The organism is candidate division WOR-3 bacterium, from assembly GCA_011052815.1.
Taxonomy (GTDB): Bacteria; Hydrothermota; Tepidihabitantia; order SM23-42; family SM23-42; genus DRIG01.
Genome location: DRIG01000014.1, coordinates 1 through 24,585 on the forward strand (window position 1 = coordinate 1; position 24,585 = coordinate 24,585).

Below are 24,585 nucleotides of genomic sequence, written 5' to 3' on the forward strand. Positions count from 1 at the left end.
CGACGGTCAACGGCGGCTGGAGCAATAGTACAGCTGGAACTTCCTCGATTGTGGGCGGTGGATATATGAACAAGGCGAATGGTTATACATCGGTTGTTGCAGGCGGAAGGGTTAATACTGCCAATAATTACTATACCGCGATTTGCGGCGGTTACGCCGATACGGTTAACGGTCATTACAGCGGTGCCCTTTCCGGATACAGTAATCTCGCCGGTGACGCCTCTGCCGATACCGCAGTAGTTATCTGCGGCGGTTGGGACAATTCGGCGACTGCGAGATATAGTTTTGTCGGTGGTGGTAAGAACAATAATGCCCGTGGTTTATACTCAGTGGTCAGTGGTGGTGGAGGTTCGACTGCCGCTGATTCCAATTCTGCCCGTGGTGATTATTCTGTGGTCGCAGGTGGCAGTGGAAACATTGCGACTAATTCTTATTCAACAGTAAGTGGAGGAGGTGATAACACTGCCGGCGGTTCTTATTCGACGGTCAACGGCGGCTGGAGCAATAGTACAGCTGGAACTTCCTCGATTGTGGGCGGTGGATATATGAACAAGGCGAATGGTTATACATCGGTTGTTGCAGGCGGAAGGGTTAATACTGCCAATAATTACTATACCGCGATTTGCGGCGGTTACGCCGATACGGTTAACGGTCATTACAGCGGTGCCCTTTCCGGATACAGTAATCTCGCCGGTGACGCCTCTGTTGATACCGCGGTGGTTGTTTGTGGTGGTTGGAACAACTCGGCAACCGAGAAATATGATTTTATCGGTGGTGGTTCCAGCAACATCACCAGTGGTAATTATGCCGTAGTGGTCGGGGGAGTCGGCAACACCGCCGGTAATAATTATTCTACCGTGACAGGAGGAAGTAGTAACAGTGCCACTGGTTATGGTAGTATGGTTGCTGGTGGGTTTGACAACAGTGCATCTGGAACGCGTGCCGCAGTAGGTGGTGGAGACAGCAACACCGCCAGTGGTAGTTACAGCTTAGTATGCGGCGGTAGTAGCAACACGGCCAGTGGTAGTTATGCCGCGGTTGCAGGCGGATTTAACAACACCGCTGATGGTGATTATTCATTTGCATTCGGGCGGTATGCGAGTACGGCAGGTCATGACAGTGTTGCGGTTTTTGATTGGGGAGCTGGTCTTGGTCATTTCTTCATTGGTACTGATGCGACGAATACGGCTTATCGCCTTTATGTGAGTGGTTCGGCATATTGCACCGGTTCCTGGCAGAGCTCTGACCAGGATTTCAAGTTCAATGTCAGACCGCTTGTTCAACCTCTGGAGATTGTTAAAAATATGAAACCGGTTCGATTCACCTGGAAGCAAGGTTATGAAAAATACGGTATCAGCGGCGGCAAAGATGATATCGGATTCATCGCTCAGGCTCTGCAAAAAGCTTTACCTGAACTGGTGGCTGAAGGTGCTGATGAGAACCATCTGGCAATTAACTATGATCATATCACGGCGGTTAATACTGCGGCGATCAAGGAATTAATCGAAATCGTAGAGAATCAAAAAGCGGAAATCGAGCAACTCCGTGCTGAAGTGGAAAGGTTGAAAAAGGGAAAGTAAATAGTTGACAGAGGTATGAAAAATAATTATAATATATAATTAGAGTTATTAAAATGGGAACAGAACACGAGGAGGAAATGTGAAAAAAATGATAATGCTTTTGTTCCCGTTATTATTGGCGGCACAGAGTTATGTATTGAAAAGAGATGTTCTTTCCGCTGGTGGGAGAAAGAGTACTTCAACAAACTATGTGTTGCAGGGAACAATCAGCCAGACTGCAGTCGGCAGAGTGGAGGATACGGATTACGAAGGAGTGATTGGTTTCTGGCATCCCCCAGAAGGAACTCCGCCTTCTGCACCTTATATATATGTCGCAAAATCAAGTCATGACGCGGTGTTGACCTGGAATAAGATAACGACTGATACGCTCGGTAATCCTGAAACGATGTATTATTATGTTGTATACAGAAGTACATCGCCTTCTTTTATTCCAGGTCCGTCAGATTCGGTCGGTGCAACGATCCAGCCGGATACCACATTTACCGACACAGGAGTTCTTGATTCCACATCCAGTTACTACTATCTCGTAAAGGCGGTCGATGTCGCAGGCAACCGCAGTAAAAAATCGAATATGGGGTATGTTTTTCATAAAGCGTTTGTTGAGAATCCATCTGCTACTGATAAAAACTGGACAAGCATACCATGGCACAGCGAATACTCCACGGTTTCGGATTTAACAACAGACTTGAGCCCTTCTGGAGATCCACTGACCAAGATCACGAACTTACGTGATGATCAGTTGTATGAGAGTTATACCTGGACCACAGTGCCGTTTCCTCATTGGTCAGGTACTGATTTTGCAATTACTTCTGGCCGTGGTTATGAGATGGTGACGGCGAAGGATACTTCTTTGATACTGGTTGGTTCAAACAATCCCGACGGTTCGATTACTTTGAATGAGAATCCGTCGGCTACTGATAAAAATTGGGTTTCGATACCGTACAATGCAGTTTATAATACAGTGAGCGATATTACAGATGAATACAGTCCTTCTGGAGATCCGCTGACCAAGATAACGAATTTACGTGATGATCAGTTGTATGAGAGTTATACCTGGACCACAGTGCCGTTTCCTCATTGGTCAGGTACTGATTTTGCAATTACTTCTGGCCGTGGTTATGAGATGGTGACGATAAATGATACGTCGTGGAATCCCACAGAGTACACAAATTCATCAAAGGAAGCATATATTTTGAGTAAGAGAGAGTATCCGGATGTAGAGGTTTGTTTGGGGACATCTGCTGAATCTGACCGTGCTCCTCTCTGGAGAGTAGATGTTTCAAATACAGATCTTTTATCTCTTGAAGGAACCCGTCGGATAAACTATGATGATGCCGAGAAATATAGGCCGTTAAGCACGGAAGCAAGCTTCGAACACAACTACCGTGAGGTGGGCATTTCTCATGTTGTACATGCATATTTCGAGTTGGAAGGGTGCAGCGACATTGTCTTTACGGCATATCGGTTGAATAATCCTAATGATGTACTGACTGATTGTCTTATCGGCTGTGGCGTTGAACGTTGGAAGTCATTTGGGGCGCTCTGGTTTGATACGGGGAATTTCAAACAACCGTGGAAAGATGGTGAAGAGGTTATTCTTATTGTAGAGGCGGTGAAAGACGGCCAGGCATACTTCAGTGTTTCGGAATTCAAATTGAATTCACTGGTCGACATTCAGGAATTGGGAGAGATTGTATTAACACCTTTTCCTCAACCTGCTTTACTGGAATCATCGAATAAGATAACCTGGCAGAGAACGGATGAAAATGCTGTTATCGGCTACAGCCTGTATCAAGGCAATGAAAGGTTGAATAATAGAATTCTGGTAGAAAATGATTATCCGACAGGCAGTGAACTTACTTTGAAACCTGTGATTAAAGGCGGTTATGAAACTGTTTATGATTCCCGGAAAGTTCAAACTATATCAGGAAAACACTATACACCATTGTGTTATTCTTTTAGTGTCTATCCAAGCCTCTTCAGTAAAAATACGGAGATTACTTATGTTATTCCGCATCAAACAGAAATCAGCATCAAGATTTATGATATCACGGGCAGAGAAGTCAAAACCCTGTTTTCAGGGAAGAGTGATTCTGGTTATTACCAATTAAATTGGAACGGTATTGATGATGTGGGAAGAATTGTTGCTGCAGGGGTTTATTTTATTCGGTTTAGTGCGGAAAAATACAGAAGCTGCCGTAAAATTGTTTTCGTCCGCTAAAATCAGAGGGCATGATTCTGGTTGAGAAAATGATAGGAGGATTTGTATGAGAATCTTGGGCAGGATGTTATTTTTGTTGTTTGTAGGAATTGGGTTGGTCTTCAGTCAGTCTCACGAGGTGATTCAGGCTGTTTATATCTGGCCTGATGGCGTTGATACAACGGGGAAGCATTTTGTATTCTATGATTTATATCATCCTGAAACTCATTGCCTTGATTTATCTGATCCAGCAACCTATGTTGAAGATTGGACCGCCAGTTGGGATTGTATTGTGTGGCATAGTGATGCAGGTAACTTCCCGGATTGGCAGGGTGGTGATACCTGTATTGCGTTTGGTTCTTTTGATAGTGCTTATGCTGCGGACCCTTCTGGTTATGGGAACAATCCTAATCATCGAGGATATTACTGGTTGTTTTCTGATACACTGGATCCGACTCAAGATCCGCAGTATTGGGATCCCAGCGATACCCTTCGCGTTATGCCAAAGCCGATAGTGTCTCAGACAGGGGCAGGTGCTGGAGCCAATGATACAATCTGGGTGAAAATTCCCAATCCGAATGAAACCCGTCGTGCAGATCAGACTGAATACGATGTTATGGGATTCTATCTTGTGGCGGACAGCACAGGTACCGGTACGCCGAATGCCCTTGATGCCGGTAATGTGGTGGATATCGGGTTTGTGGCTGTGCAGGGCGACACCGCCGATACTACAGTATTTTATTGTCTGGAAGGTGATTATTTCCTGCCCTGGACACACTGGACCACATATTTCGCATACAAGATCGTAGCCCGACCAGATACAGTCGATGCTTCGGCTGATACAATGGGTTATACAACATACTACTGGTCGCAAAATTCTGATGCGATTGATGTTTACCAGAATGTCGTTGGTTCAAGAGAGGGAATGATTTTGAAGCCAAAGCCTGGAGTTCTTCGGAGTTTTCCGAATCCTTTTAAAGACAGGATTGAGTTTTTATTGGCTTCTTCGGATGTCGGTGACGTAGAATTTAGGGTCTATAATATTAGTGGAGAATTAGTAGCACAGTTTGTAAACGAATCATCCTGTAACCTGGTCTGGTACGGTACGGATAATTCAGGTAAGAAACTCAGTCCGGGAGTCTATTTTGTCCGGATAACCGGGACAGATATAGATTTGACAGAAAAGGTGATTATTGAGAGATAGTCCGAACCAAAATTAATTTTTTGTATATGTAGAGGGAGGAAAAATGAGGGAGAAAAGAATTTGTTTATCTATGATTATTGCTGCCTTTATATTTTGTTTAAAGGCGGATACAGGTTTTTCCTTTCAGGTATCAAAGAATGAGGTGCGTTCAGTACCACAATTACTCAATTATCAGGGATATCTGACCGATAGCCTGCAGATTCCGCTTGATGACACGCTGGATATGGTCTTCAAGATTTATGATGCGTCAAGCGGCGGCAATGAGTTGTGGAATGAGACCCAGACCGGCGTGATCATCGAACGTGGAGTATTCAGTGTGTTGTTGGGGAGTGTGAATGCGATACCGGATTCAGTCTTCACCGCCGGTACGGCGCGCTGGCTGGAGTTGACTGTGGGAGGAGAGGTGTTATCACCGCGCACGCGGATTACATCAGTGGGGTACGCATATACAGCTACCTATTCAGATACTGCGGAGTATGCGCGCAATGCAGTAGCAGATAATGACTGGCAGGTTTCCGGGAATGATATGTGGTCAATTCCATGGGGGAGCGTCGGGATCGGAACATCCACGCCGGTTTACAAACTTTCAATAGACGGCAAACTCAATGTCTACGGTGGGGATATCTCGCTTGACGATCACAAAGTGGATCACTGGCAGGATTACAATATCGCCGTCAATACCGGTGGTGTTCTGGGTATCCATTGTGATGGAGGTGCTCCGGGTCAGGAGTTGAGCCTAAGGACCGACGGTAACCTCTATGTTGACGGAAGTATCGGGGTCGGCACCACCACCCCTGCGGAGAAAATAGATGTCAACGGAACGGTTCAGATGATCGGATTCAAGATGCCGACCGGAGCAGCGGATGGTTATGTGCTTACTTCAGACAGCTCTGGAGTTGGAACCTGGCAGCCGAGTTCCGGGGGTAGTGATAACGATTGGGTTCGGGGAACACCGGACAGCGTTTTATTTACTGCCAATTATCTCAGCATTGCCCGTGGTGGAGCCGGAAATGTGTTTTATGGAAACAATGTTCACACCCATGTCAATTTCGGGGTTGCATGTACCACAGGTCACAGCGACATCGGCAATGATCCTTACACCACCATCAGCGGCGGCTACGGTCACAGAGTTCGGGCTGAGTACACGACGATCAGTGGAGGACGCAGGAATTATATTTCCAACCTTGGATATTATGGGTTCATCGGGGGTGGCTCCAACAATAGTGTCGGAGATGGGTATGCTATGGTTGGAGGAGGTACTAATAACACTGCCGGTGGAAGGAGCTCAGTTGTGTGCGGGGGCTCGAGCAACAGTGTTAATGAATTATTCTCGACAATAGTCGGTGGGATATCCAATACTGTTGATGGCTATCGTTCTGGTATTCTCGGCGGGCAAGATAATTATGTCAGTGGCAACTTCGCTTCGCTGGTTGGGGGGTGTTTCGACACGGTAAGAGCCTGGTATGGAGGCGTCCTCTCCGGTTACAGCAACCTGGCCGGCGATGCGGAGGGCGATACTGCGGCAATCGTTGTTGGAGGTCGGGATAATGCTGCAACCGGTTACTACTGTTTCGTAGGGGGTGGTAAAAATAACCGGGCTGCTTTTGGCTACTCTATTACTCTTGGAGGATTTGCTAACGTTGCCGATTCCTACTATGCGGCCGTAATGGCAGGGGAAGGTAACAAAGCCGATGGTTCTTACTCTTTTGTCGGCGGGGGATTCAATAATGCGGCCCGAGCACTACATTCTACCGTAGCTGGAGGTAATGCGGATACCGTGAATAGCATCGATGGATTTGCTACCAACTATAGCACCTATGTTTTAAGCAGTCACAGCCGCTCCGCTGCGTTCACTACCAGTCACACTACTTCCTCAAACCAGGTCCGTGCCGCAAATTTTTCGACCGGCACCTTGGTCTTCACGATGGACCATCCATTTGACCCGATGAATAAGATTCTCAATCAGTATGCGGTCGGTTCTTCTGAGCCGGTATTTGTCTATAACGGCACTGCCTATATCAAAGATAACGGTCGGGTCGAGGTGAAACTTCCTGATTACTTTGATGAGATAAACAAGAATCCGAGAATCCAGTTGACCGGAGTCGGGACCTATGAGATTTATGTGGCTGAGAAGATTAAAAACAACAGATTCGTTATCGGTGGTAAACCCGGTACAGAAGTCTACTGGACAGTGACTGCGGAACGCAAGGATGTCCACGCCCGGATTGCAAAGATTCTTACTCCTGTGGAACAACCCAAGACCGGCCATTTAATCGGCCATTCCTTAGATGACGACGCAATGATCGGCATCTATGACCGCATTAAGACCAAGGGTGATTTCCACTGGCTCACTGAAGAAGGCAGACGGGTGCATCAGGAGTCGAAGAAAATACTGAAATAAGTGAGTAGGTCAGGGAGAAGGGGTTGGAATAGGCGAGAAGAAATAGACACGATCTTGTTGTGATTAGTTGAATACTTGCCGAGCCGTTTAAAAGTCGATAAACAGGAATATTAAATTACTTAATCGTCTTCTTTTTTTCTGGTTTCCAGGTAGGTGCCGATCAGATAACCAAGTACTATCAGAAAGATAATCATCAAGGTACGCCAGAAACCTACGGTGGCGAAAAATATTCCGATAACACCCGCGATAACCGCACCCACGAGGGCTTTATTAAAGTTGAACATATTCTATTTTATTCAATATTCGTTTTTTGTCAATTATTTTATTGAACAGAACTTGTCAACCTGTAGAAGAATTATTCTCTTTATTTTGTTGATTCAACCTTTCTCTGCTCTGTAGCTCCGCTTTTTTCAGGTCTTCCCTTACAAAGAACCCAAGCGTGATTATTAATGCTATTATCAATAAAGCGAACGCCGTTTTAGTGAAAATAAGAAAATCATAGGTGCCGTGTAGCACTATAGCAAGGAGAAGACCTTTTATAAGCAGCTGATTTTCCTTCTCTCCCGCGAATCTGGCGCGCCCGATATAGTATCCCATCAGGGCACCGAAAAAGGCGTGTCCCGGAACAGCAAGGAACGCCCGGGTAATACCGACACTGAGCCCGTGTTGTAGAACATAGAAAATGTTCTCAACGGTTGCAAATCCTAAAGATGCAGCGACCGTATAGACGATTCCATCCATCACTTCATCAAATTCGGTTGAATGATATATCCACCGTTTTACCGCCATAAACTTCAAGAACTCCTCAGTCGGGGCGATAATCACGAACGACGATATGAAGATATTGAGCAAGCCTGAACTGATTCTGTTGAGTCCCTGTATCAGGATTATTTCAATAATACCCGCCGGTATCACCATCAATGCGCCGATCAAAAATATCTTGATTATCTTCTTTTTGGGTTCTGGCTCATATTTATCCCGATGGTAAAAATACCAGAGGAGAAAAAAACAGGGAGCAAGGGCGATTGCAAGTAGTATCAATACCATATAATAATTTAATCATATTTCCGCCGGCGTCAAGTGTGCTTCTATTGACAAGTTTTAAATCCTAATTATAATAAGAAAAATAAGATCAAGAAAGGAGAAAAAGTGTATTTTTTTACTTTACTATGCCTTATTTGTATAGAGACAAATCTTGATTTTGATAATGTACAGATCCCTTTTGACGCCGAAGGTCAGATATACGAGATAGATAGTTTAATGGCGCAACAAATTAGTTTTTTTGAAGATTATTCTAAGATAAGAAGGGCGTTTTTATTTCTTGAACCAGATTCTTCTTATGTTATTGAAATATATACTCAAAAAGATAAAGTTTTTTTAAGAAAACGGATAGGTGTTTCAGAAGAGACGGTCTTAGAGATTCAAAAAGAAATTGCAGCACTTCAAACACAAAAAAAGACGAAAGTGGTATATGACCGCTCTGGTTATGGCAGGTTTCTTCGTAATTCATTTCTTTTCGCCTATGGGGTTCAGGCACCACTTACCGCCATAGCTTTTACTGCTGATGACTATGATTTCCGAAGCAGTACTGCCGTATATATGCTTTCAAGCGCCGCCAGTTTTTTTATTCCGCTTATGTTGACGAAAAAGTGTGATGTTTCAAAAGCCCACGCTGATTTGTATCTTTGGGGTGGAATTCACGGTCTCTATATTGCTGGAGCATTGAGTAGTATTGTCGATATTAAATTTTATGAAAGAGGTGGTGCTTTGATTACTGTGAGTGGCAGTGTTATTGGTGAGTATATAGGTTTCCAGTCAGTCAATAAATTCAGTCTAAGCCTGGGACGGGGGAGTATGATTTATATTATTAGTGATTTTACTGGACTGAGTGCCGCCGGTATACTCGGGTTGATTGATAATTGGCAAGATCCGCTGTTCAATTATAAACATTATCTCGGTGCTTCTCTGATCGGTTTTGGTGGCGGTATTGCAACTGGTGCTTTACTCACAAAGAATATAGACCTGGCTGATGGTGACCCGGCAATCTTTGCCAATTGTGGAATAGTCGGCGCTTTGAGTTTACCGATCATCCTGACCTGGTTTGATGGTCCGGGTGATAACATATCTGAAAAGATTTATATTTCAGCCGGACTTACGGGACTGGGTTTGGGTTCTTACGTGGGTCATAGGATTGTCAAAAATAAGAATTTTACTGAAAACGCAGGCGATAATATAGTTTTAGGCGGTTTGGCTGGTGCCCTAACTGGTGCGGGTTGTGTTTTTTTGATGAAATCTGACGATTCTAAGGTCTATTATACCGCTGCCTTGGCAGGTGATATTATTGGTGCATTAGTTACTGCCCGGCTCATTAATCCTGGTGATTCCGAGAAACACAGTAGGCTTCGTTTTTATCCTGAAACAATGATTTCTCTTGCTTTGTCTTCAGTCTGCGATACACCGACCAGGGGTCCACTCGTGTCATTCAGTTTTTGAACAGATTGGTTTAAATAGATGAATAATTTGCTTGTTTGATTACAATAGGATAACTATGATTACACTCGGTATCGAGACCTCCTGTGATGAAACGGCAGTCGGGATAATAGACGAGAATAGGATTCTGGCGAATGTGGTTTCTTCACAGATCATCCATTCAAAATTCGGCGGAGTTGTACCGGAATTAGCCGCCCGAAACCATATCAAGGTTATTGTTCCTTTATTAAAGGTCGCCCTTGAAACCGCTCAGATAAAACTTGAAAATGTTGAGTTGTTCAGTGTAACCTATGGTCCGGGTTTAATCGGTGCTTTGCTTGTCGGATTGTCATTTACCAAATCCCTCGCCATCGCCCTCGAAAAGCCATTCATCGGGATAAATCATCTGGAGGGACATATCTATGCCCTGCATATTCAACAGCAGATGCATTATCCTTATCTTGTTCTGCTGGTTTCCGGCGGGCATACCGAAGTTATTCTTGTAAAGGATGAATTCGACTATAAAACCATAGGAAAGACAGTTGATGATGCCTGTGGTGAGGCGTTTGACAAAGTCGCCAAGTTGATGAAATTACCATATCCCGGTGGTCCGTATATTGAAAAGGCGGCGAAGAAAGGCAGGATAGGAACGGTGAAGTTTCCCGTGCCGAAACCCGGCGCCTATAATTTCAGCTATGCCGGTTTAAAGACCGCAGTGTTGTATTATGTGAGGGATAATCCCGGGTATGACCGTGGTGATGTTGCGGCGGGTTTTCAGGAGGCGGCGATCGAACATCTGATTCAGGTGGTGGACAGGGCACTCACTGCAACCGGCACAGAGAGGCTTGGGATAGTAGGGGGGGTGTCGGCGAATAAAAGGCTCCGTGAAAGGTTCACTCAACTGGCTGAAAAGAGGAAAGTAAAGTTACATATCCCGCAGTTCCAACATTGCACTGATAACGGTGTGATGATCGCCCTTGCCGGAGCTGCACGCTTTAAGAAATTCGGTCCCTCAGAGCTGTCACTTGATGCTCTCGCCCGACAGAGACTGGATAAGATCAGTGTCGGTCAGCCTTGCTGTTGACTTTTAACCGATTTTTACTAAAATAACTAAATGAAGAAGATTGCACTCTGCAACCAGAAGGGCGGCGTGGGAAAGACCGCAACCGCTGTGAATCTGGCTGTCGGGCTCTCTCTTGCCGAGAAGAACGTTCTTCTGGTTGATATTGACCCTCAGGCAAATGCGACGAGCGGACTCGGGATTGATTACCGTTCTCTTGATCTATCGATCTATGATTGTCTTTATAAATCGGAATTGGTGCAAAAGACAATCATAAAAACCAAATGGCCGAGACTTTCTGTCCTGCCTTCCACGCCGGATTTAGCTGGTGCCGAGATTGAATTTGTCGACCAGGAATCCCGGGAGGAGAGATTGAAAAAATTGTTGAATACGATTAACGACACCTATGATTTCGGAATTATTGATTGCCCGCCGTCGTTGGGAATTTTGACGGTCAACGCCCTTGTGGCTTCAGACAGTGTGATTATTCCGATTCAGTGTGAATACTATGCACTTGAAGGGCTTGAAAAGCTGCTCAAAACACTGAAGGCGATAAAGAACAATTTAAACAGAAATCTTGTTATTGAAGGTATTCTATTGACGATGTTCGACGCCCGATTGAATTTAGCCAAAGATGTAGTTGAAGATATCCGCGCACATTTCCCCAACATTGTTTTTGAGACCGTTATACCACGGTCCGTACGTATTGCGGAGTCGCCTTCTTACGGCAAATCTGTAATTCACTACCGAATATCCTCACCCGGTGCTCAGGCTTATTTAAATTTAACGAGGGAGTTGTTGAATCATGCGTAAAAGAGCCTTAGGTAAAGGAATTGAAGCATTAATCCCTGTTAAAGAAGAAGAGTCGCTTCAGCAGGGCTATAGGATGATACCGATAGCCGACATCAGTCCTAATCCCTATCAGCCGCGTGCCGGGATAGATGAGGCTGATATCAAAGAGCTGGCGGCTTCCATTAAAGAAAAGGGGATTATCGAACCGGTGATCGTCAAGAAAGCAGGAAAAAAATATATTCTGGCTGCCGGTGAAAGACGGCTCAGGGCTGCGCGGGTCGCCGGATTGAAAGAAATCCCGGCGGTCATCCGTGATTTAACCGACCAGGATCTGCTGGAGATCGGATTGATTGAGAATCTGCATCGTAAAGATTTGAATCCTGTTGAAGAAGCAATCGCCTATGATGAACTTAATAAAAAATTCGGTATGACTCATGAACGGATCGCTCAACTGGTTGGTAAGGATCGTTCTACAATCACCAATACTTTGAGAATACTCGGTCTTCCAGAAAAGGTGAAAAGATATCTGAAAGAGGGCAAGTTGACCTCTGGCCATGCGAGGGCTTTACTGGGTGTCCAGGATGAGATAAGATTGCTGCAGTTGGCGGACCGTATCGTCAAAGAAGAGTTATCAGTGCGGGCAGCCGAAATTTTAATCAAGAGGGTTCAGAAAAGGCCGACAATCATACCCGGCCCGCAAAAAGAGCCGAATCTCTTGATTCTGGAAGATGAACTGTCGAAGTTGCTCCATACCAAGGTCACGATCGAATGGAAGAGAAATAAAGGAACAATAACGATTTATTATTACAGTCTGGAGGATTTTACACGAATTCATGAAATATTAAAGAAGGGAAAAAAATCATAGAAGGAGGTGTGGATGTACAAAGGGTCTTTTGTAGCGATTGTCACCCCGTTTAAAGATAATGGACTTGATGAAGAGGGTTTGAGGAAAAATATCAGATTTTTGGTGGATAAAGGTTCGAACGGCATCGTCGCCTGCGCGACAACCGGAGAGAGCCCGAGTTTGAGTGAGGATGAATTTGAGAGAGTCATTAAGATAGCACTGGAAGAGGTTGATAACAGGGTGCCGGTGATCGCCGGAGCAGGTACCAATTCTACGGCAAAGACGATAAAACTTGTTCAGAAGGTCGAAAAATTCGGTGCTCAGGGAGCACTGGTCGTGGCTCCTTATTATAACAAGCCGACACAGGAAGGGCTCTATCAACATTTCCGTCGTGTGAGTGAAGCGAGCGGTATTCCGATAATCGTCTATAATGTACCGAGCAGAACAGGATGCAATATTTCACCCGATACTGTTGTGAGATTGGCTAACGATTGCAAGAACATCGTCGGTTTGAAGGCGGCAAGCGGTAATTTAGACCAGGTCTCGGATGTGATAAGGCAGTGCAGTGAGGAGTTTGATGTGTTATCCGGAGATGATTCTTTGACATTCCCTATGCTTGCGATCGGTGCGAAAGGGGTTATTTCGGTAATAGCGAATATCCTTCCCAATGAAGTGGCATTGATGTGCCGACTCTTCTTTGAAGGGAATATCAAGGAGGCGAGAAAGATACATCTCAAGTTGTTCCCGCTGGTTAAGGCATTGTTCATCGAGACCAATCCGGTTCCGGTCAAAAAGGCGATGGAATTGATGGGTATGCCGTCCGGAAAACCCCGTTTGCCGCTCGTTGAGATGAGTCAGGTTAATGTTCCGATTTTGAAAAAGAAGCTGATAGAATTTGGTGTTGAACTATGATTAAGATAATAATTTGCGGTGCGGCAGGCAGGATGGGGAGGGAGATTATCTCCGCTGCTCAGGAATCCCATGACTTCAATATTATCGCCGGAGTCGAAGCTCCTGACAACCCCAATATAGGTAAGACGATAGCGGGAATAACAATCATAGATGATTTGATTTCTGTAGTACCGGAGAGTGATTGTGTGATTGACTTCACGAATCATCAGGCAGCGCTTGAGAATCTTCAGAAGGTTAAAGATTTCAAAAAACCGTTTGTCACCGGCACGACCGGATTCAGTGATTCCGAGATGCAGACCTTTGTAGAATTTTCAAAGCAATTTCCGATATTCCTCGCTCCCAATATGTCTGTGGGTGTAAATCATTTGTACAAACTGGTCGAAGATTCTGCAAAGGTTCTTTCGGACTTCGACGTGGAGATCGTCGAAACTCATCACCGGGCGAAAAAAGATGCTCCTTCAGGAACAGCCAGGGCGATCGCCCGGGTCATAAAGGGAGTGAGACCTGATGTCGGTTTTATCTACGGCAGGGAAGGGCTGGTCGGAGAACGAAAAAAGGATGAGGTATGCGTTAATTCAGTGCGCGGCGGTGATGTGGTAGGAGAACACCGTGTTTTGTTCCTGGGGAACGGTGAATTCATTGAATTGAGGCACTATGCCACTTCAAGACGTTGTTTTGCTGCGGGAACACTTGAAGCGGTTCGTTTTATCATAAAAAAAACCGCCGGCCTTTACGGCATGCAAGATCTGCTGGTTGTCTGATATTCCGGGTTTTTGACTTGACTAAGGGGTTCTAATTTGTATAATACTTAGATATGAAGGTTTCCATTGTGGTCCCTGCATATAACGAAGCGGTGAATATTCCTTTTCTGATAGAGGAATTCGATAAATTCATCAAGAAACATAGAAATTACGAAGTGATTCTTGTGGATGACGGTTCTGAAGACGGAACATCTTCGATTGCTGAAGAACATAAGAGGGGTTATTTGAAGGTTGTAAGACACAAAAGGAATATGGGAAAGACCCAGGCGATTATATCCGGCACAAAAGCGGCTCGGGGTGATGTGATTGTAATTTTTGATGCTGACCTTCAATACGACCCTGATGATATTCCCAGATTGGTCGAACTCATCGAAAACGGGGCGGATGTAGCCACAGGATGGAAGCAGGGGGATTACGACAAGAAATTTGTTTCCCGAATATACAATTCTTGGGCACGGCGTCTGTTTGATCTTGAAATCCATGATATGAATTCCGTCAAGGCTTTTAAGAAAGAATTGCTCAACGATATTCCGTTGAGAAAAGACTGGCATCGCTATATTGTACCTCTCGCCAAAGACGCCGGTTATAAAATTCAGGAAGTGAAGGTTACTCTCCGTCCTCGTAAATACGGCTCTCCAAAATACCAGAGTAAATTCAGAATATTGATAGGGCTTTTCGATCTGCTCGCCGTTAAATTCCAATTGACATTTATGCAGAAACCGCTTCTGTACTTCGGGACGATAGGACTTTTCTCCATAGGACTGGGGATCTTGACCGGTATTGTGACGATCATCCTTCGGCTGCTGGGGCATGGTTTCAGGCCGCTTCTGTATCTTGTTATTCTTTTGATTATTTCCGGCATTCTCTTTTTTTCTCTTGCACTTATCGGTGAATCAATACGGGCAATTCTCGATCGACTTGAAAAAAGAGAACTTTAAGAAATTATCGACGTTCTTCCGTGTCGCTGTCGGTGCCGCTCTCATCATTTTACTTTTGTGGCGTCTTGATGTCAATAGAATCGTTTCAAATATCAAAGGTATCTCGGGCGAATATTTACTGTTGGGCTTGTTTTGCTACCTTTTATTTATTGTCATCTCAACATGGCGCTGGCAGATTCTTCTCGATTTCAAGAATTTTAAAATTCCTTTCTGGAAGACGCTGATGATCTATTTCATCGCTACTTTTTTCAATAATTTTCTGCCGACCACGATCGGAGGAGATGTAATGAGGGTTCTATATTCGATGAGGTCTCGAAGAGCGGATGCCCTGGCTACGGTGCTCGTTGATAGAATTTTGGGTTTTGTCGGTTTGTTCATCTTTGCCTTTTTCGCGGTGCTGTATCTTTTGATCGTTCAAAAACAGACTGAGTTTTTACCTTTAATAGTCATCGGTCTGGCTGTAATACTTATTATCACTTATGTTTTTTTCTCGGAACGTGTTTTTGCAAAAATATCACCGTTGGTTGAGAAGATAAAAGTTTTGAAATTGGGGAGAAGATTGAATCATCTGCATGAAGCGGCGACGGATTTCGGGGGCGCCTGGGGACCGATTACTTTGTGTATCGTGCATTCAATAATAATCCAGATTCTTCTTGCGCTCGGTCCTTTCGTGGTAATGAAGGGAATGGATAATAGCGCTGTCGGGCTGCTGCCTTTTTTTATTTATATCCCGATAATTAATGTTGTTTCAATGATCCCCATATCATTCAACGCCCTCGGCGTAAGAGAATATTTTTATATTCTGTTATTCGCGCGTGTCGGTGTCAGCGGAGAGACAGCAGTCGCTGTATCACTGGTCTCTTTTTTCCTGTATTTTTTACTTTCTATGTTCGGAGGCGTTTTATTCATCTTCTATAAAAGAGATAAAATATGAAAGGAGTTCAATTATGAAGGTTTGTATGATAGGAACAGGATACGTAGGACTTGTTTCGGGCACCTGTTTTGCAGAGATCGGACACGATGTCATATGTGTGGACAATGATCAGAAAAAGATTGATATTTTGAAAAAGGGAGGAGTTCCGATATACGAACCCGGCCTCAAAGAGATGATCAACAGAAACGTTGCGGCAGGAAGATTGCGTTTTACCACTTCAATCAGGGAAGGTGTTGAGAATTCCCTGTTTCTGTTCATCGCCGTCGGAACGCCGCCGAAAGAGGATGGAGAACCGGATCTTACGAGTGTTGAAAAAGTTGCAGAAGAAATCGGGGCGGCGATGACCGAGTATAAAATCATAATCGAAAAGAGCACGGTTCCGGTGCGTACCGGTGAGTGGGTGAGAACCGTGATTGAAAGATTCAGCCGAAAGGTCAAGAAGTTTGATGTGGCTTCGAACCCCGAATTTTTGAGAGAAGGATCTGCAATCAATGATTTTCTATCGCCGGACCGCATTGTTCTGGGGGTGGAGAGTAAAGAGGCGGAAGAGAAACTTCTCGAACTGTATAAGCCGATCGATGCCCCGAAAATCGTCACTGATCTTGCCAGTGCAGAATTGATAAAACACGCTTCAAACGCCTTCCTCTCGACCAAAATTTCTTTCATAAATGCGATTTCCATAATATGTGAGAAATCCGGTGCCGATGTTTTGAAGGTGGCAGAAGGCGTGGGATTGGATAAGAGAATCGGCAGGGCGTTTCTTAATGCCGGAGTGGGATTCGGCGGTTTTTGCTTTCCCAAGGACTTAAAAGCGTTCATCAGTATTGCGGCGAAACTCGGATACGATTTCAACCTCTTGAAAGAGGTTGATAGAATCAACAACGAACAGATGCTCAGGGTCGTGACAAAGCTGGAAGAGGTTTTATGGAATTTGAAAGACAAGGAGATAGGAGTTCTCGGTCTTGCGTTTAAACCGAATACCGATGATATGCGGTTCGCTCCTTCAATAACCATTATAAGAGAATTACAGAAGCACGGAGCAAAGATAAGGGGGTATGATCCAGTGGCAATGGAACGGGCACGGACGGTTATGCCGGATATCAGATACTGCTCTGATGCTTATGAAGTTGCAAAAGACGCTGATGCAATCGTACTTGTTACTGAGTGGGATGAATTCCGTAAACTCGATCTGGAAAGGGTTAAAAATGCGATGCGCCAACCGGTGTTCTTGGATGGAAGAAACGTTTTTGAACCGGAAGAGATGAAGAAAAGAGGATTCATTTACACAGGGATAGGTAGATGAGGATCATTATCACCGGTGGCGCCGGTTTCATCGGTTCTCACCTTGTCGACTATTATATAGAAAAAGGGAATGAAGTGGTGGTTGTCGATAACCTGATCAGCGGACAGAAGAAGAATCTTGTTCAGCACTTCGGGAACAAAAAATTCACTTTTATGGAAACAGATGTCTGTACGGTCACCGCGCTCGACGGAGATGTTGATTTGATTCTACATTTTGCCTGCCCGGCGAGTCCTTTTGACTATCTGAAATATCCTATTGAAACTTTGATGGTTATGTCTGCAGGTACCGCCAATATGCTCAAGCTCGCTCTTTCGAAAAAAGCCAAGTTTCTTCTCGCTTCCACGAGTGAGGTTTATGGAGACCCGGAAGAGCATCCACAGAAAGAGGACTACTTCGGTAATGTGAACCTGTTCAGCCCCCGGGCGGTTTATGATGAAGGAAAACGTTTCGCCGAAACATTGACTCTTGCCTTTCACAGAAAATACAGACTTCAGGTCGGCATTGTGCGGATATTCAACACCTATGGTGAAAGGATGCGCGCCGGAGACGGTCGGGTTATTCCGACATTCATTAATGAGGCGTTGAAGAATCAACCTCTGTCGATCTTCGGTGACGGTAAGCAGACAAGAAGTTTTTGTTATATCACTGATATGGTGAAAGCCATTGTGAAAGCGGTTCAAATCGACTATCCTTTGCCGATAAATGTCGGGAACCCCGCCGAGTACACGGTGCTTCAATTGGCAGAGGTGATAAAACGTCTTTGCAACAGCAAGAGCAGTTACCGTTTTTTACCTCTGCCTGACAGTGATCCGAAAAAGCGTAAACCAGATATTACTAAGGCGAGAGAATTGCTCTGCTGGGAACCCAAGGTTGATCTGGAAGATGGGTTGAAAAGGGTGATTGAATGGTTCAGGAGGGAAGAAAATGGGTGAATGGCTTAAACTACATGCCCTTAAGATTATAATAACCGTTGTCATCGGACTTGTTGTTTATCTGATTCTCCAGAATATCATTCCCCGCTTTGTCCACAGGACAATCAGTTTAAGGATGAAGAATAAAGAGAAGATTGAGATAGAAAAGCGAAGTCGGACGCTTTCGCGGGTGCTGACAGGGACCGCGGGTCTGTTGATTTGTCTGGTTGTTCTTTTTACCATCCTTGCGGAGATAGGAATCAATATAGCTCCCGCCCTGGCGAGTCTCGGAATCATCGGTGTTGCGGTGGGATTCGGTGCCCAGAGTTTGATAAAGGATTTCATAAACGGACTCTTCATCCTTATGGAAAACCAATATGGTATAGGTGATGTCGTGAAGATTGCGGGAATCAGCGGACTTGTGGAAGAGGTAAATCTGCGGCGGACGATTTTGAGGGATCTGGATGGCGTGGTTCATTATATTCCCAACGGTGTGATCAATACGGTGAGTAATATGACCAAGGAATTTTCCCGGGTTAATATGAATATTTCCGTGGCGTATCGGGAGGATTTAGACCATGTTATAGAAGTCATCAATCGGGTCTGCGCTGAAATGGCTGAGGAACCGATATGGAAAGGACGTATCAAGAAACCGCCGCAGGTCTTAAGGGTCGATGCTCTCGGTGATTCGGGCATTGAAATCAAGATCCTCGGTGAGACCGCTCCTTCCGCACAGTGGGATATTATGGGAGAACTTCGTAAGAGGATAAAGAGAGAGTTTGACAGGGAAGGGATTGAAATTCCCTGGCCGCATATGAAAGTGATTGTGACGGGTACACCGATTAAGGGCGCTTGACAGGAATAAATTTCCAATTATAATGTATATATATATCAGGAGGCTAATATGAAGAAGTTTTTTTCAGTATTACCTATTTTGCTGCTGTTGACGGCAGTATGCGCCAAAAAAGAGGAGAAGCTGGTTGGAGAACAGGGTGGTAAAATGGTTATCGGTACTACAGAACTTCTCACCACCATATCACCGCTTTCTCCGTCTGTTTTTGGTTCTAATGAGATTCTTGATTTATTATTTATGCACCTGCACCGTATCGACCCGGAGACCGGGAAGATGAAACCCGAGCTCGCTTCTTCCTGGGAGTTTTCTGAAGACCTTACTTCAATCACCTACTATTTACGCGATGACGTCACCTGGTGGGATGGTGAACCGGTTACGGCTGAAGATGTTCTTTATACCTATGAAAAGATGAAGGACCCCAAGACGAATTACCCCAATATTGCAAGGCTTCGGTTCATTAAAAACGTTGAGGTGGTCGGACCGCATGCGATTAAATTCACCTTTGATAAGGTCTACGCCGATCTCCTGACAGATTCTGATATTATGCCGGTACCGAAACATGTCTATGAAAAGAAAGGTGATAAATTCGGTCAGGCTCCCGTGGGTAATGGGCCATATAAGATAAAAGAATGGATTCCAGGCTCAGGCCTTGTTCTATATGCCAATGATAGTTATTATCGCGGTAAACCGCCGCTTGATACGATATTTATTGAATATTATTCAGATGTCACCAAGATGTATGAAGATTTCAAGAACGGTAATCTCGATATGGTGTTGAATCTTACTCCGGAAGCGGCGAAGGAATTGGAGAAGAACAAAAATATCAAGGTTGATTCAAGGCCGGGTAATACTTTTACCTATGTCGGATGGAATTTGAAGCATCCTTATCTAAAAGACAAGGAGATTCGTAAGGCACTGACGATGGCGATAAACACCAAAAAGATATTGAACGACGTATTTTCAGGAATGGGTACTATTTCACTCGGACCGCTGCCGCCTTCATCCTGGGGTTATAATGAAGAGATCACGCCGATTCAGTATAATCTCATCGGCGCAAAAAAGATCCTGGAAAAGAAAGGTTTTACTGATTGGAACCGCAATAAGATATATGATAAGAACCGTAAGGATTTCACTCTCACCATTATCACGAATGTGGAGAGTCCTGAGCGGGTGAAGATCCTCGAGAGCGTCGCCAATGATTTAAAGGCTCTCGGCGTCAGGGTTAAAGCGAAGGCACTGGATACCAAATCGTTCATCACCGCACTTGTTCAACGAGACTTTGACGGTTTTATCATGGGGTGGAGCATGGGTGAGAAGATAGACCCGACCGTCTACTGGCATTCAGATCCGAAAAAGGGGCGGTTTAATTTTGTCTCCTATAAGAACAGTGTGGTTGATTCACTTATTGAGATCGGTGTCGCTATGCTCAATCGTAAGAAGGCTAAAGAGATCTGGCACGAATTTCAGAAAATTGTTTATGGAGAAATGCCTTATACGTTTTTGGTCGTTGCGAACAAGATCTCCGCTACCTATAAAAGGGTGAGGGGTGTTGAACAGGGAATCAGTATTGCTGACGCCTACACCTACTGGATCCCCGAGGCGGAACGGAGGGTTGTGGTCGCTTCACTAGCTCCAGCACCGGTGGATACCACTCCCGAGGTGACGACGCCGACGGCTACCGAAGAGAAACCGACCAGACCGACATCTAAAAAAGTGGAGGAGTTGACTCCGACAAAGCCTCCTGAAGTTGTCAAACCAGAAGCCCTTCTTGAGGCTGCGGTGAAGAAAGAGACCACTTCTGTTGCACCTACCCCTCCGGATACCGGCGAGGCGCCGGCAATCACTCCGCCTGAGCCTCCGAAACCTTCGATTATCACCCGTGCCACGCCGATAAAACAGGTGATGCCCAAGTACCCGGATGCGGCGCGAGCGGTCGGTGCAACCGGTAGGGTAGTGGTGAGAGTCGTTGTCGGTACAGATGGTAAGGTGAAGAGCGCTACTATTTTATCGAGTTTTGGAAATCCGGCTTGCGAAGCCGAAGCACTGGCAGCTGCCAAGAAATGGGTGTTCAAACCGGCAACAAAAGACGGTGAGCCGTTTGAACAGAAAATTTCAATACCGTTTAACTTTAAACCCTAAGCGCAGTCAGAAGAAAGTCGAGAAGTCAGATTTGGGGCCTCTGCTTTATATAATCTTCGCCCTCCGGTGGGGGCCCCCCATTTTTTTAAAAAATCAGTCCGTCTTTTAAAAAGACGGACTGATCCGTAGAAGATAGCTATCCGGTTTATTTCAGATAGATAACCTTTCTGATCTTTATCTGTGTCCCTTCTTTATAACGGATGAAATATATGCCGCTGGAACCGGGATTCGTGATGCGACGGCCTGATTTATCATAGAGTTGCTCTCCTTTTTTCAGAGGGAACCATTCTGAGATGAATGTCGCTTTTTCTTTTTTGAAGGCGGGCGGTGAAAGAATATTTTCATTGACGTTGATTATTTCGGTATTGCCGTAGATGTCATAGTCGGTGGAGTTGTTTTTACTGTAGGTGAGAAGGAAATTACCGTTTACCCAGCATAAAGCAGGAGTTGAGATGCCGTTGGTTGAGCTGGCGATGGTGAAACTCGAACCGACCAGTTGCCCTGAAGGAGATATATACTGCCCTTTGAGACTGGTTCCGTTGCTGTATACGAGAAAATAGTTTGTTCCCGTGAAACAGAGATCAAAGGATGCTGATTGATAGGAAATGCCTGAGACGATTGTAATTTCACCGCCGGGTATGTTCCCTTGTGGGGTTACGATACGGCAGAGAATACGACTTGTAAAGTATGTTTCGCGTTCGATCCAGGCGACCAGATAATTGTTGCCGTCAAAACTTATTCTGAGGTCGTCTTTTCTATTCGTTGAACTGGAGACAGTGAAACTGCTCCCTATCTTTTCAAGACTTGTGGAAAGACGTTGTCCGTAGATATATCCTGTAGTGAGGACGTTATTTTTATAAACCAGCATCAAATTTGTGCCGTCTGAACTTATTTTGGGCAGACTGTAGCCTTCTGAACCGCTTATAAGAAGTTTTCCGTTCGGGTCAAGGACATTACCCGCAGGAGTGACGCGGGCTCCGCATATCGCCTGGTTTGTATAACCTTCGTCTGCATATACAATGATGAAGTTTGTTCCGTCGAATAACACATCAGGGTGCGCCTGACGGTCGGTATTATTGGATATTACAAAAGGCGCGCCCGGGTTTCCGCTGGGAGTGACACGCACTCCGAGAAGGTCTGCATCGTGTCAGCAGTGATCACGGTACGCAATGAGATATGTGCCGCCGCCCCAGGCAATGCTTTGATCCATCACCGTATCATTTTGAGCCGCATAGCGGTCACCGTTCGGATCGAGTACACTGCCGGACGACGTGACCCGCGAACCGTAGAGATGATAGAGTGCAGTGCCTGAACGGTGGTCTTCCCAGATTACAAGGAAGTTCGTTCCGTCAAAGGCGACATCTCTGTTATATTGTGCCCCGTTTGTGGTGCATATTGAGAACTCGGTGGATAATAGAAAGAAGAGTAAAAACATCATTTTCCTCCTTGTTATTTGACTAAAATTATTTTTTGTGCCATATTCTGTTCATCGTCTTTAATTAACAGAAAATATACGCCATCGGCATGCCCGGCAGGAAAGGTAATGGTGGTTTCCGCCTGGTCGGTTGTGCTGCTGAAGATGACCTTACCGCTGACGTCCACTATCTGGAGATGTGCGTGATCTTCTCCGGGGACCAGATCAGGTATTTCCACGCTGATCTTTCCTCTAAAGGGATTGGGATATATGCGGATATATTGAATATAAGTGTTATCATATTCTTCAGCAGAGGTCTGCTCGAACTCGTAGGCGCCGATGTCGATATACTGGCCTCCGTTCGGTGGTACTGGATATGTCGGGTCTCCGGCGTCGATGCAGGGACTTGAATCCGTAAGGAAAAAATTTGATTCCGGATGTCCCGGACCAGGGTATGCTGAAATAACATAGGGCTCAGTACATATCGAATGTAAATCCTGACCGCTGAATGACTGCCACTCACTGAGTGTCATCTTGGTCGATGTCGGTTTGCCGACCGCGATGAATCTGCTCGGGTACTCGGGGTTATATACGCAGTTATAGTCCATATCATATTCGTTTACGTAGAAGAATTCTCCGATCCATATATTCATATTTCTGTGATCAGGCGGATAAGTGTGGGTGAAGAGTGTATTTCTGACTTTTATATTCGTCGAGTGATAGGAAGAATCTTCTCCGTATGTATGATTGAGGAATGTCAGGTCACAATTTTCTATAAGTACATTGTCGTTATACCAGAACTTGATCGCCTCCTGGCACTGCTGGCCTGCCTCACATCGTCGGAAGATTATGTTGTTCGGACGGCCCGTAGCGCCGTTGCCGTCGAGTTTGAACCCGTGGTTCGGACAGCCGTACCACCTTGAATCTTCAATGACAACGCTCTCGCAGTCGCCGCTTAATGCCGCCGCATCGGTCTGCCACCATATCTCGACGCCCTTTATCAAGACCGTATCACATGCTGCCAGGGATAATCCTGATATACCGTGCGGCAGCATGTGATAATTGAACGGCGTGGAAAGACGCCAGAGCCGATTGATAGAACAATTTTCGATATGGAGATTGTTTGATTGGTATCCTCTGAGGACTGCACCGATGATGGTATCGGCGACGAGTTCGATATTTCTGCAGTTGTAGATATATACACCGAAACCGGCGGAGCCCCGGGCTGATTGGCTCCTGATGATGAAACCTTTTATCTGAATGTGATCTTTGGAATCAAGATAAAGACCATATTGACGTTTTACCACTTCAATGTTGTGGATAAGTGAATCAGGCGGTTGCCCGTCGGCGGTATGGACATATAGTATATTACTGTTGTCATCATACCAGAATGAACCGGGATTGGCTTCTACCGAAGATATTGAACTTGTCGTATCCAGATATGGCCGCAGTACAACAGAATCCGAACCGGCGAGTTGAACAACACCCTTCACTTCGAAATCCGGGAAGGGCGTCTGAAACACGTGGTTGTAACCGCTGACCAGTGTGAATTGTGATTCGTCTATTATTTCACTGCCGGCTATTTCAGCTTTTTCATCGGTATAGTAGACGATAGGTGCACTGCTGCTGCCGCTGTTTAGGGGCTGAATTCTTTCACGATAGACCGCATTGGCGACGATGACTGAATCACCGGCGGTGAGCACCTGCGCGGCTTTTGTTATCGTCGCCCAGGGATCGTTCCAGGAGAGACCGCTGTTGTTGTCATCACCGACAGTGCCGTGCACTCCGTCTTTATCGACATAATAGGTGGCCGCAGAGAGAATGTTTATGATGATGAAAAGAAAAGTAAATATTTTCACTTTCCCTCCTT

General features: G+C 45.2%; 21 protein-coding genes. 16 read left to right on the forward strand and 5 right to left on the reverse strand.

Annotation, left to right across the window (positions count from 1 at the left end; all coding sequences use genetic code 11):
- The 4 genes from ENI34_00955 to ENI34_00970 form a co-directional block, all read left to right on the forward strand.
- A partial coding sequence (locus ENI34_00955) for a hypothetical protein (GenBank protein ID HEC77695.1) occupies positions 1 to 1,580 on the forward strand: 1,580 nt, incomplete at its 5' end.
- Positions 1,581 to 1,659: 79 nt separating this feature from the next.
- Positions 1,660 to 3,801, forward strand: coding sequence for a T9SS type A sorting domain-containing protein (locus ENI34_00960; GenBank protein ID HEC77696.1), 2,142 nt, complete (start codon positions 1,660 to 1,662; stop codon positions 3,799 to 3,801).
- Between the two features lie 46 nt (positions 3,802 to 3,847).
- Positions 3,848 to 4,984 (forward strand): T9SS type A sorting domain-containing protein, encoded by a 1,137-nt coding sequence (locus ENI34_00965; protein ID HEC77697.1) that lies wholly within the window; start codon positions 3,848 to 3,850, stop codon positions 4,982 to 4,984.
- Between the two features lie 43 nt (positions 4,985 to 5,027).
- A complete protein-coding gene (locus tag ENI34_00970) occupies positions 5,028 to 7,385 on the forward strand; it encodes a hypothetical protein (GenBank protein ID HEC77698.1) in 2,358 nt (785 codons plus the stop codon).
- A 119-nt stretch (positions 7,386 to 7,504) separates the two neighbouring features.
- Here ENI34_00970 and ENI34_00975 read toward each other — a convergent pair whose 3' ends face one another.
- Together ENI34_00975 and ENI34_00980 are read right to left on the reverse strand one after the other, a co-directional pair.
- Positions 7,505 to 7,669, reverse strand: coding sequence for a DUF2273 domain-containing protein (locus tag ENI34_00975; protein HEC77699.1), 165 nt, complete (start codon positions 7,667 to 7,669; stop codon positions 7,505 to 7,507).
- Positions 7,670 to 7,724: 55 nt separating this feature from the next.
- Positions 7,725 to 8,432 (reverse strand): PrsW family intramembrane metalloprotease, encoded by a 708-nt coding sequence (locus ENI34_00980; GenBank protein ID HEC77700.1) that lies wholly within the window; start codon positions 8,430 to 8,432, stop codon positions 7,725 to 7,727.
- A 102-nt stretch (positions 8,433 to 8,534) separates the two neighbouring features.
- Here ENI34_00980 and ENI34_00985 point away from each other — a divergent pair, with 102 nt between their 5' ends.
- The 12 genes from ENI34_00985 to ENI34_01040 are packed head-to-tail and all read left to right on the forward strand — an operon-like array spanning position 8,535 to position 21,301.
- A complete protein-coding gene (locus ENI34_00985; GenBank protein ID HEC77701.1) occupies positions 8,535 to 9,878 on the forward strand; it encodes a hypothetical protein in 1,344 nt (447 codons plus the stop codon).
- Positions 9,879 to 9,933: 55 nt separating this feature from the next.
- Positions 9,934 to 10,938 (forward strand): tRNA (adenosine(37)-N6)-threonylcarbamoyltransferase complex transferase subunit TsaD, encoded by a 1,005-nt coding sequence (tsaD, locus tag ENI34_00990; protein ID HEC77702.1) that lies wholly within the window; start codon positions 9,934 to 9,936, stop codon positions 10,936 to 10,938.
- Between the two features lie 30 nt (positions 10,939 to 10,968).
- Positions 10,969 to 11,727, forward strand: a complete 759-nt coding sequence (locus ENI34_00995) for a ParA family protein (protein ID HEC77703.1) — start codon at positions 10,969 to 10,971, stop codon at positions 11,725 to 11,727.
- Positions 11,720 to 12,571 carry a ParB/RepB/Spo0J family partition protein gene (locus ENI34_01000; GenBank protein ID HEC77704.1) on the forward strand — a complete coding sequence of 284 codons (852 nt, stop codon included), beginning with the start codon at positions 11,720 to 11,722 and terminating at the stop codon, positions 12,569 to 12,571. Before ENI34_00995 ends, ENI34_01000 begins: the two co-directional genes overlap by 8 nt.
- Before the next feature lie 12 nt (positions 12,572 to 12,583).
- Positions 12,584 to 13,462 carry a 4-hydroxy-tetrahydrodipicolinate synthase gene (locus ENI34_01005; protein ID HEC77705.1) on the forward strand — a complete coding sequence of 293 codons (879 nt, stop codon included), beginning with the start codon at positions 12,584 to 12,586 and terminating at the stop codon, positions 13,460 to 13,462.
- Complete coding sequence (locus tag ENI34_01010) at positions 13,459 to 14,223, forward strand: 4-hydroxy-tetrahydrodipicolinate reductase (protein ID HEC77706.1); 765 nt, start codon at positions 13,459 to 13,461, stop codon at positions 14,221 to 14,223. The genes ENI34_01005 and ENI34_01010 overlap by 4 nt, the downstream gene beginning before the upstream one ends.
- A 53-nt stretch (positions 14,224 to 14,276) precedes the next feature.
- Complete coding sequence (locus tag ENI34_01015; GenBank protein ID HEC77707.1) at positions 14,277 to 15,161, forward strand: glycosyltransferase family 2 protein; 885 nt, start codon at positions 14,277 to 14,279, stop codon at positions 15,159 to 15,161.
- On the forward strand, positions 15,100 to 16,095 hold the full coding sequence (locus ENI34_01020; GenBank protein HEC77708.1) for a flippase-like domain-containing protein: 996 nt from the start codon (positions 15,100 to 15,102) through the stop codon (positions 16,093 to 16,095). Before ENI34_01015 ends, ENI34_01020 begins: the two co-directional genes overlap by 62 nt.
- A gap of 13 nt (positions 16,096 to 16,108) precedes the next feature.
- The gene (locus tag ENI34_01025) at positions 16,109 to 17,398 is read left to right on the forward strand and encodes a UDP-glucose/GDP-mannose dehydrogenase family protein (protein ID HEC77709.1); all 1,290 of its coding nucleotides are present in this window, start codon (positions 16,109 to 16,111) and stop codon (positions 17,396 to 17,398) included.
- Positions 17,395 to 18,330, forward strand: a complete 936-nt coding sequence (locus ENI34_01030; GenBank protein ID HEC77710.1) for an SDR family oxidoreductase — start codon at positions 17,395 to 17,397, stop codon at positions 18,328 to 18,330. The genes ENI34_01025 and ENI34_01030 overlap by 4 nt, the downstream gene beginning before the upstream one ends.
- Positions 18,323 to 19,165: a mechanosensitive ion channel family protein gene (locus tag ENI34_01035; protein HEC77711.1), complete on the forward strand. Its 843-nt coding sequence runs from the start codon at positions 18,323 to 18,325 to the stop codon at positions 19,163 to 19,165. Before ENI34_01030 ends, ENI34_01035 begins: the two co-directional genes overlap by 8 nt.
- A gap of 48 nt (positions 19,166 to 19,213) precedes the next feature.
- Positions 19,214 to 21,301 (forward strand): TonB family protein, encoded by a 2,088-nt coding sequence (locus ENI34_01040; protein ID HEC77712.1) that lies wholly within the window; start codon positions 19,214 to 19,216, stop codon positions 21,299 to 21,301.
- Positions 21,302 to 21,446: 145 nt separating this feature from the next.
- Here the strand turns inward: ENI34_01040 and ENI34_01045 are convergent, their stop codons facing one another.
- The 3 genes from ENI34_01045 to ENI34_01055 are packed head-to-tail and all read right to left on the reverse strand — an operon-like array spanning position 21,447 to position 24,574.
- The gene (locus tag ENI34_01045; GenBank protein ID HEC77713.1) at positions 21,447 to 22,427 is read right to left on the reverse strand and encodes a hypothetical protein; all 981 of its coding nucleotides are present in this window, start codon (positions 22,425 to 22,427) and stop codon (positions 21,447 to 21,449) included.
- Positions 22,428 to 22,448: 21 nt separating this feature from the next.
- Entirely contained in the window at positions 22,449 to 22,739 is a 291-nt protein-coding gene (locus tag ENI34_01050) for a hypothetical protein (protein HEC77714.1), read from the reverse strand.
- 11 nt (positions 22,740 to 22,750) lie between these two features.
- Complete coding sequence (locus ENI34_01055; GenBank protein HEC77715.1) at positions 22,751 to 24,574, reverse strand: T9SS type A sorting domain-containing protein; 1,824 nt, start codon at positions 24,572 to 24,574, stop codon at positions 22,751 to 22,753.
- Positions 24,575 to 24,585: the final 11 nt, after the last annotated feature.